Origin of the sequence: Streptomyces sp. CB02959, assembly GCF_002803155.1 — a bacterium.
Lineage (GTDB): Bacteria > Actinomycetota > Actinomycetes > Streptomycetales > Streptomycetaceae > Streptomyces.
The window spans coordinates 257,539-271,253 of sequence record NZ_NNBP01000009.1 but is presented as its reverse complement, the minus strand read 5'-3'; the positions used below and the strand labels follow the sequence as shown (position 1 = coordinate 271,253).

Genomic DNA, 13,715 nt, shown 5'->3' with positions numbered 1-13,715 from the left:
ACCATGACCACATCCAGTGAAACCGTCGTCGCAGCCCTCCGCGCCTCGTTGAAGGAGGCCGAGCACCTGCGCCGGCAGAACCACAAGCTCGCCGCCGCGGCCACCGAACCGATCGCGATCGTGGCGATGGCCTGCCGGTACCCCGGTGGCGCGCACTCGCCCGACGACCTCTGGGAGCTGCTGGCCGCGGGCAAGGACGCGATCGGCGCCTTCCCCACAGACCGCGGCTGGGACCTGGGCGCCCTGCGGGACGCCGGCGTCGACGAACGCGGCAACGCCGTCAGCCAGGAAGGAGGATTCCTCGACGGCGTGGGGGACTTCGACGCCGATTTCTTCGGCATCTCCCCGCGCGAAGCCGTCACCATGGACCCGCAACAGCGGCTGCTGCTGGAAACCTCGTGGGAGGCCATCGAGCGCGCCGGTATCGCCCCCACCGCCCTGCGCGGCAGCCGCACCGGGGTGTTCATTGGCACCAACGGCCAGGACTACGCCCACCTGCTCATCCGTTCCCTGACCGACGCCACCGGGGACATCGGCACCGGCATCGCCGCCAGTGCCACGTCCGGCCGGCTGTCCTACACGCTGGGCCTGGAAGGCCCCGCGGTGACCGTCGACACGGCCTGCTCCTCGTCCCTGGTGGCCCTGCACTCGGCGGCCCACGCCCTGCGGGCCGGCGAGTGCACGCTGGCCCTGGTCGGCGGCGTCAACGTGATGGCGTCCCCCGGCTCCCTGATGGAGTTCAGCCGGCAGGGCGGCCTCGCGGCGGACGGCCGCTGCAAGGCGTTCGCCGACGCCGCCGACGGCACCGGCTGGTCGGAGGGCGCCGGGGTGCTCCTCGTGGAGCGCCTGAGCGACGCCCGCCGCAACGGGCACCCCGTCCTCGCCGTCGTGCGCGGCTCGGCCGTCAACCAGGACGGAGCCTCCAACGGCTTCACCGCCCCCAGCGGCCCGGCCCAACAGCGGGTGATCCGGCAGGCCCTGGCCAGCGCCGGACTGTCGACCGGCGACGTGGACGTGGTCGAGGCGCACGGTACCGGCACCGCGCTGGGCGATCCGATCGAGGCCCAGGCGCTGCTGGCCACGTACGGGCAGGGCCGTGACCCCGAACGTCCGCTGCTGCTGGGCTCGGTGAAGTCCAACCTCGGCCACACGCAGGCGGCCGCGGGCGTGGCCGGGGTCATGAAGGTGGTCCTGGCGATGCAGCACGGCGTGCTGCCCCCGACCCTGCACGTCGACGAGCCGTCGTCGCACGTGGACTGGTCGGCCGGTGCGGTGGAGCTGCTGACGGAGGCCCAGGGATGGCCCGGGGTCGACCGGCCGTGGCGGGCCGGGGTGTCGTCGTTCGGGATCAGCGGCACCAACGCCCACGTCATCATCGAACGGGCCGACCCCGACGACGCGCCCCGCACGGAACCGGGCGGGGCGCCCGCCGAGGTGCCATGGCTGGTGTCGGCCAAGTCCGAGCAGGCACTGGCGGCACAGATCGAGCGGATCGGGTCCGACCGCGGCACGGCGACACCGCTGGACGTGGGCTTCTCGCTCGCCTCGGGGCGTTCGACGTTTGCGCACCGCGCGGTGCTGCTCGCGCCGTGCCCCGACGGCGCGTTGACCGAGGCGGCGCGGGGCCGGGCGGAGACGGACCGCCCGCTCGCCGTGCTCTTCTCGGGGCAGGGCGCGCAACGCGCAGGGATGGGCCGGGAGTTGTACGACCGGCACCCGACGTTCGCGACGGCCCTGGACGCGGTGCTGGCGCAGTTCGAAGGCGCACTGCCGGAACTGCGGCCGGTGATGTTCGGGGACGCCGACGGCCTGGACGGGACCGGGTTCACCCAGCCCGCGTTGTTCGCCGTCGAGGTGGCGCTGTTCCGGCTGGTGGAGTCCTGGGGGATCCGACCCGACTTCGTCGCCGGGCACTCGATCGGCGAGATCACGGCGGCGCACGTGGCCGGGGTGCTGTCGTTGGAGGATGCCTGTGCGCTGGTGGCGGCGCGGGCGCGATTGATGCAGGCGTTGCCGAGGGGCGGTGCGATGGTGGCCGTCCAGGCGTCCGAGGAGGTGGTGCGGCCGCGGCTGGTGGACGGGGTGTCGATCGCGGCGGTCAACGGCCCCGAGGCGGTCGTCCTCGCCGGTGACGAAGCCGAAGTGCTCCGCATATCGGCGGAGTTGAAGGACGAAGGCCGCAAGACGCAACGCCTCGCGGTCAGCCACGCCTTCCACTCGGCGTTGATGGAGCCGATGCTGGCGGACTTCCGGCGGGTGGCCGAGGGACTGTCGTTCTCGCCGCCGCGGCTCCCCCTCGTGTCCAACGTGACCGGACGCCTGGTCACCGGGGAATCGGTGTGCTCGCCCGACTACTGGGTGCGGCACGTGCGGGAGACGGTCCGCTTCGCGGACGGCCTGCGGACCCTCGCGGACGAAGGCGCCTCGGCGTTCCTGGAGTTGGGGCCGGACGGCGTGCTGACGGCGATGGCGCAGCACACTCTGGACGAGGCCGCGCTGTGCGTCAGCGCCCTGCGCGCGGACCGTCCCGAGGAACGGGCCCTGCTGACCGCGCTGGCCCGGCTGCACGTCGCGGGCGTGGCGGTGGACTGGGCGGCGTGGTTCGCCGGCACCGGCGCGCGCCGCGTGGACCTGCCCACCTACCCCTTCCAACGCGCGCGCTACTGGCCCGCGCCGACCGCGTCGACCGGGGACGTGACCGGCGCCGGCCTGCTCCCCGCCGACCACCCCCTGCTGGGCGCGGCGGTGCCCCTGGGGGCCTCGGGCGGGCTGCTGCTCACCGGCCGGCTGTCCACCCGCACCCACCCCTGGCTGCTGGACCACGTGGTGGACGGCGCGTGCGTCCTGCCCGCCGCCGGCTTCCTCGAACTCGCCGTCCGCGCGGGCGACCAGGTCGGCTGCGACCGCGTGCACACGCTCACCCTCACCGAGCCGCTCGTACTGGCCGGCGACGACGCCGTGCTGCTCCAAGTGTTGCTCGGCGCACCCGACGTGAACGGCGAGCGCGAGGTCCGGGTGTCCTCGCAGCCCGCGGGCGCCCCCGACCGGCCGTGGACGGACCACGCCCACGGCACGCTGACGCCCGCACCGTCGGCCGGGGGGACGGCGCACGGCACCGCGGCGTTCGACGCCTCCGCCTGGCCGCCGGCCGGAGCCGAGGCGACGCACCCCGCGGACCACGACGAGGGCGTCGAGCACGGCCCGGTGTTCCGGACCGTCCGCGCCCTGTGGAGCCACGGCGACGAGACCTTCGTCGAGGCCGTGCTGCCCGACGAGGTCGCCGACGCGGCGGACTTCGGCCTGCACCCGGCGCTGCTGGAAGCCGTGACGCAGGCGGCCGCACCCGACGGCGACCTCGCCCCCTCTGCCTGGCACGGCGTCGAACTGCACGCCAGCGGGGCGTCGGAGGTCCGCATACGCCTGGCGAAGACCGGCCCGGGCACGTACGCCGTCGCCGTCGCCGACGCCGCGGGGGCCCCCGTCCTGTCGGTGGACTCCCTGGTCCTGGAAGCCAGGAAACCGCTCCCGCGCGCGGCCGGCAGCGGCGCCGAAGAAGGCACCCTGCTGCGACTGGACTGGGTGCCGGCCGCCCCGACACCGGCCACCGACGACGTGCGCAGCGTGACGCTGGGCACCGGCGGACTGGCGTCGCTGGAGGACGTGCCCGAACTCGTCGTCGCCACGGTGCCGGGCACCGGCGACGACGTCCCGGGCACCGTCCACGAACGGACCGCGTGGGCGCTGGGACTGATCCAGGCATGGCTGGCGGACGAGCGGTTCGACGCCGCCCGGCTGGTGTTCATGACCGACGGCGCGGTGTCCGGCGACGACCTGGCCGCCGCGGCGGTGTGGGGCCTGGTGGCCTCGGCGCAGTCGGAGCACCCGGACCGCTTCGCCCTGGTGGACACGCCGGAAGCGGACCTCCCGGCCGCGCTGCCGGGCCTGCTGGCCGCCGGCGACGCCCAGTTCCTCGTGCGCGACGACACGGTGCACCTCGCCCGGCTCGCCCGGCTGCCCGCACCCGACGACGCCACCCCCCGCCCCCCCGCCTGGGACCCGGACGGCACGACGCTGATCACCGGCGGTACGGGCGGCCTGGGCGGTCTCCTCGCCCGGCACCTGGTGGCCGAGCACGGGACCAAGCACCTCGTCCTGGTGAGCCGCAGTGGTGAGAGCGCACCGGGTGCCGCCGCGCTGCGCGCCGAACTGACGGCCCTCGGCGCCGACGTGACGATCGCGGCCTGTGACACCACCGACCGGGCCGCGCTCGGCCGGGTGCTCGACTCCCTCGCCCATCCGCTGGCCGCGGTGATCCACACGGCCGGTGTACTGGACGACGGCGTGGTCACCGCGCTGACGCCGGAGCGACTGTCGGGCGTGCTGCGCCCGAAGGTGGACGCCGCCTGGCACCTGCACGAGCTCACCCGGGAGACGGACCTCGGCGCGTTCGTCGTCTTCTCCTCGATCTCCGGCGTCATGGGCGGCGCCGGCCAGGCCAACTACGCCGCGGGCAACGTCTTCCTCGACGCCCTGGCCAGGCACCGCGCGGCCCGGGGCCTGCCCGCCCAGTCCCTCGCCTGGGGCGCGTGGGCACAGGCGAGTGGCATGACGGGGGCACTGTCCGACGCGGACATGCAGCGGATCGCGGCGACCGGCGTGCCGCCGCTCACCGCGGAACAGGGCCTGGCGCTGTTCGACGCCGCCACCGCGACGGACGCACCCCACCTCGTCCCGATCGGTCCGGTCGCCGCCGGAACCCGGGTCCGCGGCGCGGTTCCGCCGGTGCTCCGGGGCCTGATCAAGGGCGCCCGGCGGACCGCCGCGAGCTCCGCCCCCGGCGCCGACGCCCCCGCCGAGCTCGCCCGGAACCTGGCGCAGGCACGGCCGGAGGACCGGGTCCGGCTGCTGACCGACCTCGTACGGACCGAGGCCGCCGCCGTGCTCGGACACCCCTCGGCCAAGGCGGTGGACGCCCGGCGGGAGTTCCACGACCTGGGCTTCGACTCGCTGACCGCCGTCGAGCTCCGCAACCGTCTGGCCACCGCGACCGGACTGCGGCTGACCGCCACCCTCGTCTTCGACTACCCCACCCCCCTCGCCCTCTCCGCACACCTCGTCCCGCAGCTCGTGGACGAAGCCCGGACCGCGGCGGGCCCGGCCCTGCTCGCGGAACTCGATCGGCTCGACGCCGCACTCGCGGCCGGCGCGCCCGACTCCCGCACGCGGACCGCCGTCGCCAACCGCCTGTCGCAACTCCTGGACACCTGGCGGGGGACCGCGGCGCAGGAGAACGGCTCCGGGGTCGCCGAACGTCTCGAATCCGCCAGCGCGGTGGAAATCCTCGCCTTCATCGACAACGAACTCGGGCGTCACAGCGACCGCTGAACCCGGCCCCCATTCACACGGAAGGTTCCTCGTCATGCCGAACGACCACGAGCTCGTTGATTACCTGAAGTGGGTCACCAACGACCTGCACCAGACCCGCGAACGGCTCCGGGAGGCCGAGTCCGCCCAACAGGAGCCCCTCGCCATCGTCGGGATGTCCTGCCGCCTGCCGGGCGGAGTGCGCTCGCCGGAAGACCTCTGGCAGTTGCTCAGCGAGGGACGCGACGGCATCGCGGAGTTCCCCGCCGACCGCGGCTGGGACCTGAGCTCGCTCACCGGCGGGGGCAGCGGCAGCAGCACAACGGCCGAGGGCGGCTTCGTGGACGCCGCCGCGTTCGACGCCGGCTTCTTCGGCATCTCGCCCCGCGAGGCCATGGCCATGGACCCCCAGCAGCGCATCCTGTTGGAGACCTCCTGGGAAGCCCTGGAGCGCGCCGGCATCGACCCGGTTTCGCTGCGCGGCACCGACACCGGTGTCTTCGTCGGCACGAACGGCGTCGACTACACCAACGTCGTGCTGAACTCCCGCGAGGACGTCGAAGGACACGCCAGCACCGGCCTGGCAGGCAGCGTCCTGTCCGGGCGGCTGTCCTACACCTTCGGCCTGGAGGGCCCGGCCGTCACCGTCGACACGGCCTGCTCCTCCTCGCTCGTCTCCCTGCACCTGGCGGCCCACGCACTGCGCTCCGGCGAGTGCGGGCTCGCCCTCGTCGGCGGTGTGACGGTGCTGTCCTCGCCGATGAGCTTCGCCGGATTCAGCCGGCAGGGCGGACTGGCCGCGGACGGCAGGTGCAAGGCGTTCGCCGAGGCGGCCGACGGGACCGGCTGGTCCGAAGGCGTGGGCCTGCTGGTGCTGGAGCGCCTGTCCGACGCCCGCCGGCACGGGCACGAGGTCCTCGCCGTCGTGCGCAGCTCGGCCGTGAACCAGGACGGCGCCTCCAACGGTCTGACGGCGCCCAACGGCCCCTCCCAACAGCGGGTGATCCAGCAGGCACTGGCCAACGCCGGACTGTCGACGGATGACGTGGACGCCGTCGAGGCACACGGCACCGGCACCACCCTCGGCGATCCGATCGAGGCCCAGGCACTGCTGGCGACCTACGGCCAGGGCCGTGACCCCGAACGCCCGTTGCTGCTGGGCTCGGTGAAGTCCAACCTCGGCCACACGCAGGCGGCCGCGGGCGTGGCGGGCATCCTGAAGGTGGTCCTGGCGATGCGGCACGGGGTGCTGCCGCCGACCCTGCACGTGGACGCACCGTCGTCGCACGTCGACTGGTCCTCCGGCGCGGTACGACTGCTGACGGAGTCTCAGGAATGGCCCAAGGCTGGCCGGCCGTGGCGGGCGGGCGTGTCGTCGTTCGGGATCAGCGGCACCAACGCCCACGTCATCATCGAGCAGGCGCCGGTCGCCGGGGAGGGCGACGAGGAGGACGGCGAGGCGGTGCCCGCGGCGCCGGCCGTTGCGCCGTCGACCGTGCCGTGGCCGGTCTCCGCACGCACCGAGGAGGCACTGGCCGCACAGCTGGAGCAGATCACCGCGCTGACCGACCCCGCCCCCGTCGACCTGGGCTACTCGCTGGCCACCTCCCGCGCCCACCTGGAGCGTCGCGCGGTGCTGCTGGCCGGGGACGACGGGACCGTCGAGGTCGCGCGCGGCCTCGCCCAGGACGTCGACGGCAAGGTGGCGGTGCTGTTCTCCGGGCAGGGCGCGCAACGCGCCGGCATGGGGAAGGAGTTGGCCGCCAGGTTCCCGGTGTTCGCGGCGGCCTTGGACGAGGTGTTGGCACACTTCGACCAGGGGCTGCGGGAGGTGATGTTCGGCGAGGCCGACGGCCTGGACGAGACGGGGTTCACCCAGCCGGCGTTGTTCGCCGTCGAGGTGGCGCTGTTCCGGTTGGCGGAGTCGCTCGGCGTGCGGCCGGACTTCGTCGCCGGGCATTCGATCGGTGAGGTTGCCGCGGCGCACGTGGCCGGGGTGCTGTCGTTGGAGGATGCCTGTGCGTTGGTGGCGGCGCGGGCGCGGTTGATGCAGGCGTTGCCGAGCGGCGGTGCGATGGTGGCCGTCCAGGCGTCCGAGGAGGTGGTGCGGCCGCGGCTGGTGGACGGGGTGTCGATCGCGGCGGTCAACGGCCCCGAAGCGGTCGTCCTCGCCGGTGACGAAGCCGAAGTGCTCCGCATATCAGCGGAGTTGAAGGACGAAGGCCGCAAGACGCAGCGGCTACAGGTCAGCCACGCCTTCCACTCGCCCCTGATGGAGCCGATGTTGGAGGAGTTCCGGCGGGTGGTGCAGGGGCTGTCGTACGAGGCTCCGCGGATCCCCGTCGTGTCGAACGTGACGGGTGAGGTCGCCGCCGCGGAATTGTTGTGCTCGCCGGACTACTGGGTGCGGCACGTGCGGGAGACGGTGCGATTCGCCGACGGCGTGCGGGCGTTGGAATCCGAAGGCGCCTCGGTGTTCCTGGAGTTGGGCCCGGACGGTGTGCTGTCGGCGATGGCCCAGCACACCCTGGACGGGGAGGCGGCCGTCGTCCCGGCGCTGCGCAAGGACCGTCCCGAGGAGACCGCCCTGCTCACCGCCCTGGCCCGGCTGCATGTCACGGGCGTGCCGGTGGACTGGGCCGAGTGGTTCGCCGGGACCGGCGCCCGCCGCGTGGACCTGCCCACCTACCCCTTCCAGCACGAGCGGTACTGGCCCCGGCCCGCCGTCTCGGCCGGGGACGTGACCGGCGTCGGGCTGCTCCCGGCGCACCACCCCCTGCTGGGCGCGACACTCACCCTCGCGGACTCCGACGAGGCCGTGTTCACCGGCCGGTTCTCGCTTGGGACCCACCCGTGGCTGACCGACCACGCCATCGGCGAACACGTCCTCTTCCCGGGTGCCGGATTCCTGGAGCTGGCCCTGCGCGCCGGAGACCAGGTCGGCTGCGGCCGGGTCGAGGAGTTCGTCCTGCTCGCCCCGTTGGTGCTGACGGAGGAGAGCGCCGCCCAGGTCCAGGTGCTGATCGGCGCCCCCGACGAGCGGGGCACCCGGACGATCTCCGTCCACTCGCGCTCCGCCGACGCGCCCGACCAGCCGTGGATCCAGCACGCCAACGGCACGCTGACCACCACCGAGCGCATCGCCGACTTCGGTGCCCCGGTCTGGCCGCCCCGCGACGCGGTCGCCGTCGACCTGGAAGGCTTCTACGACGGCACCGGGTACGGCCCGGCCTTCCAGGGCCTGCGCGCGGTGTGGCGCCGTGCCGACGAGGCGTTCGTCGAGGTCGCACTGCCGTCCCAGGTCGCGGACGACGCCGCGTCCTACGGCCTCCACCCGGCCCTGCTGGACGCGGTGTTGCAGACCCACCGGATGGCCGGTGTCGGCGCCGACGACGACCAGCTCCTGCCGTTCGTCTGGCAGGGCGTCTCGCTGCACGCCGGCGGCGCCTCCGTGCTGCGCGCCCACGTGGTGAAGACCGCTGACGACGCGGTGTCCATCGCGGCCGTCGACGTCGAGGGCGCCCCCGTCCTGTCCGCCGAGGCACTGGTACTGCGCGGTCAACTGGCCGGCGCGGCGGCCCCGGTGGCCACCCGGCGCAGCCCGGAGCACGACGCGCTGCTGTCGTTGGACTGGGTGGCCGCCCCCGAGGTGCAGCCCGCCGCCGTCCGCAGCGTGGCCCTGGGCGCCGACGACATCGGCGTGGGTGCCTCCGTCGCCTCCCTGGCGGAACTGACCGGCAACGAGGACCTCGTGATCGTCCCCGTGTCCGGGGCGGGCGAGGACGTGCCCGCCGCCGCGCACGCGCTGACCGCCAAGGTGCTGGGTCTGCTCCACGAGTGGGAGGAGCGGGCGTCCGGCTCCGCACGCCTGGTGTTCCTCACGCAGGGTGCCGTCTCCACCGCCGAGGGCGAGCCCGTGCGGGACGTGGCCGCGGCCGCGGTGTGGGGCCTGGTCCGCTCGGCACAGACCGAGAACCCGGGGCGCATCGCGCTGCTGGACCTCGACGACACCGACGGGGACCTCGCCACGCTGCTCGCGGAACTCCCGGGCCTGCTGGCCACCGAGGACGCCCAGTTCGTGCTCCGCGACGGAGTCATCAAGGTGGGACGGCTGGCGCTCCTGGGCAGCGACGCGGGACTGCTGCCGCCCGCCGGGCCGTGGCGGCTGGACAGCGCGGCCCGCGGCAGCCTCGCCAACCTGGTGCTCGCGCCGTGCCCGCAGGCCCTGGAACCGCTCACCGACGGACAGCTCCGCATCCAGGTCCAGGCCGCCGGTGTGAACGTCCGGGACGTGGACAACGCCCTGGGCGCGCACCGGGACGCGACCGCCCCGCTGGGCGTCGAGGCCGCCGGCGTGGTGACCGAGACCGGACCCGGAGCGGACCGGCTGCGCCCCGGTGACCGCGTGATGGGCCTGGTGCCCGGCGGCTTCGGGCCGGTGGCCGTCGCCGACGGGCGGCTGCTGACCCGCATTCCCGACGGCTGGACACCCGAGCAGGCCGCTTCCGTACCGCTGGCCTTCCTGACCGCCCACCACGCGCTGAAGGACCTCGCCGGGCTGCGGCCGGGCCAGTCGGTCCTCGTGCACGTGGACGCCGACGGCATCGGCCTGGCGGCGGTCCAACTGGCCCGGCACCTTGGCGCCGAGGTGTTCGCCACCGCCGACGAGGGCCAGGGCGCGTCCCTGCGGGAGCTGGGCGTGGCGCCCGACCGCATCGCCCCCGCCCTGACCACCGACGTCGAGCAGCGCTTCCGGGCGGCCACCGCAGACCGCGGGGTGGACGTGGTGCTGACCGCCCAGACGGGCGAACCCGCGGCCGCCGCCCTGCGGTTGACCGCGCCCGACGGCCACTTCCTGCACCTCGGCGGCGACGCCCCCGAGCCCGGCCCGGACGCCGCCGAGCGCCACCGCACCGTCGACCTCGCCGCGGCGGGCCCGGAGCGCCTCCAGGAGACGTTCGAGGAACTGCTGGCGCTGTTCGACCGGGGCGTGCTGCACCCGCTGCCCGTCACCGTCCGGGACGTCCGACGGAGCGCCACGGCGTTCGACGCGGTGCACCGCGGCGAGCACCCCGGCAAGGCCGTGCTGACCATGCCGCGCGCCTGGGACCCGGAAGGCACCGTCCTGATCACCGGCGGCACCGGCGGCCTGGGCCGCGAGCTGGCCCGCCACCTGGTGACCGAGCGGGGCGTGCGCCACCTGCTGCTGCTCAGCCGCAGCGGCCCCGACGCCCCCGGCGCGGACGCCCTGCGCGACGAACTGGTCGCCCACGGCGCCGAGATCGACGTCCGCGCTTGCGACGTGGCCGACCGCGAGCAGCTCGCCGCCGCCGTGGCGGCGGTGCCCGCCGCACACCCGCTGACCGCCGTGATCCACACCGCCGGTGTCCTCGACGACGGCGTGGTGACCTCGCTGACGCCCCAGCGGTTGGCGGCCGTGCTGCGCCCGAAGGTGGACGCCGCCTGGCACCTGCACGAGGTCACCAAGGACCTCGACCTGGCCGCGTTCGTGCTCTACTCCTCGATCGCGGGCGTGACCGGCGCCCCCGGCCAGGGCAACTACGCCGCGGGCAACGTCTTCCTCGACGCGCTCGCCCGGCTCCGCACGGCCAACGGACTGCCCGCGCAGTCCCTCGCCTGGGGTGCCTGGGCCCAGGGCAGCGGCATGACCGCCGACCTGACCGACGCCGACCTCCAGCGGATCGCCGCGTACGGAGCCAAGCCGCTCACCGTCGAGCAGGGCATGGCGCTGTTCGACGCGGCCGGGGTGTGCGACGCGGCCCACCTCGTCGCACTGGGCCGGACCGCCGGCCCGCTGCGCATCGACGGCCCAGTGCCGCCCGTACTGCGCGGACTGGTCGCCACCCGCCGGCGCGCCGCCGGCAAGCCCGCCGCCGACTCGGCGGGCGACCTCGCCGCGCAGCTCGCGGACCTGGCCGAGGACGAGCGGATGGACGTCCTGGTCGACCTGGTGCGGACCGAGGCGGCCGCCGTGCTCGGGCACGCCTCGCCGCAGGGCATCGAGACCCAGCGGGAGTTCCTGGAGCTGGGCTTCGACTCGCTGACCTCCGTCGAACTGCGCAACCGGCTTGCCGCGGCCACCGGTCTGCAACTGCCCGCGACCGTGGTCTTCGAGAACAGGACCACCGAGAAGCTCGCCACCTGGCTGGACGGCGAACTCGTCGCGCGGCCGGGCGGGGTCGCCGCGTCCGCCAGTGCCGGGGGAGCCCGCTCGGGCAGCGCCGACCAGGACGACTGGCTGGTGCAGCACTTCCTCACCTCCATCAGGGAGGACCGGATCAGCGAGGCGCGGCGCCTGGTGTCGGCGATGGGCGGCGTCGGCCCGTCCTACGAGAACACCGCCGAGCTGGAGGACCTGCCGCTGCCGACCACGCTCGCCGAGGGCCCGGCGTCACCGCGGCTGATCTGCATCAGCACGCCCACCGCCAACGGCGGCGTCCACGAGTACGCCAGGTTCGCCGCCCGCTTCCGCGGCCGACGGAACGTCTGTGCCCTGCCGCTGGTCGGCTTCGCCCCGGGGGACCCGCAGCCGGCCACGGCCGAGTGCGCCGCCCGGACGATCGCGGAGAGCGCGCTGCGCGCCAGCGACGGCGAACCCTTCATCCTGGTCGGACACTCCTCCGCCGGCGCGTTCTCCTACGCGGCCGCGGGCGTGCTGGAGAGCACCTGGGGCATCAAGCCCGCGGGACTGGTGCTGCTGGACACCCTCAGCATCCGGCACGAGGAGAACGAGGACATCGACTACGGCGGCCTGCTGAAGGCGAACTTCCTGGCATCGGAGGCGACCCAGGTCCGGATCCTGAACGCCAACCTGTCCGCGATGGGGCGGTGGATGCACCTGCTGAACAGCATCGACGTGCCCCAGATGAACACCCCCGTGCTCAGCATCCAGGCGACCCGGCTGTACCCGGGCATCGCGGCCGGCGGCGAAGGGCTGAGCGAGATGATCCCGTCGGCCGAGATCGTCAAGCTCGACGCGGACCACCTGTCCATCGTCCGGTCCGACGCCTCCGCGGCCTCCCAGATCGCGGACGACTGGCTCGCGGCGACCTTCGGCGAGTGACGGCGGCGCCGTGACACGGCAACGGCGGGCGGCCCACCGGGCCGCCCGCCGTTGCGTCGCGCCGACTACCAGGTCACCGGCAGCTCACTGAGCCCGCCGGACAACCGGCCTTCGTTCTCCGCCAGTTCGCCTGCCGGCAGCGCCAGTCGCAGGTCGGGCAGGCGCGTGAACAACTGGGTGAAGACCGTGTTCAGCTCGATCCGCGCCAGGGGCGCGCCGATGCAGTGCCACATCCCGTGCGCGAAGGTCAGATGCTGGTTGGGACTCCGGGTGACGTCGAACCGCTCCGGCTCGTCGAAGGCCCGCTCGTCGAAGTTGGGGAGGCTGAAGTCGAACAGGACCAGGTCCCCGGCCCGGATCGTCTCTCCGCCGACCGTCAGGTCCTCCGTGGCGTAGCGCGGCAGGATCGACCCGCCGGCCTTCGCGGCCCGCAGCACTTCCTCGACGGCGTGCGTCATCACGTCCGGGTCTGCCAGCGCCGCCGCCCGCTGCTCGGGGTGGGTCGCCAGCAGCACCACGCCGTGGTCCATGATGGTCACGACGCTGTCCAGCCCGGCGAACAGCAGGCCCACGGACAGGTGCGTCACGCGCTCGTCGGACAGTCCGCCCTCGGCCAGGCGGGTGATGATGTCCTGGCCCGGTTCGGCCCGCTTGTGCTCGACCAACCCCCCGACGAAGGCGTACAGGTCGCGCTGCGTGCGCTGCACCCCCTCGCGGTCCCCGAGCACGGCCGTCTGGGACAGCAGCGCCGTGAGGTGTTCGCGGTTCTGCGGCGGCACGCCGATGATGTCGCAGAGCACCGTCCTCGCCACCGGCACGGAGACGCCGCCGTGCAGGTCGCCGGGCGGCTCCTGGGCGGTGAAGTCGTCCAGCACGGCGTCCACGACCGCCGCTACCCGCGGCTCCATCTCGCGCACCCGCCGGGCGGAGAACATCGGGGCCAGGAGCCGGCGGGACTCGGTGTGCGTGCGACGGGCGGTCTCGGCGTCGGTGTCGGCGATCATCAGGTCCAGGAACGGGTTGCGCACGTACTGTGCCGCGTTCGCCGGGTCCGGATGCGAATGGCCGATGCGTTCGTCGTTCAGCAGCTGCTTGAGCATGGAGTGGCGGGTCACCAGCCAGCCCTCGTCCCCGGCGGGGGTGCGCACCAGGCAGACCGGCCCCCGTTCCTGGAGGTCCCGCAGGAGCGGGCTGACGCGCAGTAGGGCGGGCGTTTCGAGGTCGAGGGACGGCAGATCACGGTGGGGGGAGGTCATGAAGGATCCCT

Annotated in this window: 2 protein-coding genes and 1 pseudogene; 2 read left to right on the top strand and 1 reads right to left on the bottom strand. The window is 74.2% G+C overall.

Annotation, left to right across the window (positions count from 1 at the left end):
* The first annotated feature begins 3 nt into the window (after positions 1 to 3).
* Entirely contained in the window at positions 4 to 5,385 is a 5,382-nt protein-coding gene (locus tag CG747_RS17140; protein ID WP_100602594.1) for a type I polyketide synthase, read from the top strand.
* 76 nt (positions 5,386 to 5,461) lie between these two features.
* Positions 5,462 to 12,448: pseudogene (locus tag CG747_RS17135) on the top strand (SDR family NAD(P)-dependent oxidoreductase); the annotation flags it as partial.
* Between the two features lie 65 nt (positions 12,449 to 12,513).
* Here CG747_RS17135 and CG747_RS17130 read toward each other — a convergent pair.
* Positions 12,514 to 13,704, bottom strand: a complete 1,191-nt coding sequence (locus CG747_RS17130; RefSeq protein ID WP_100602592.1) for a cytochrome P450 — start codon at positions 13,702 to 13,704, stop codon at positions 12,514 to 12,516.
* Between the last annotated feature and the right edge of the window lie 11 nt (positions 13,705 to 13,715).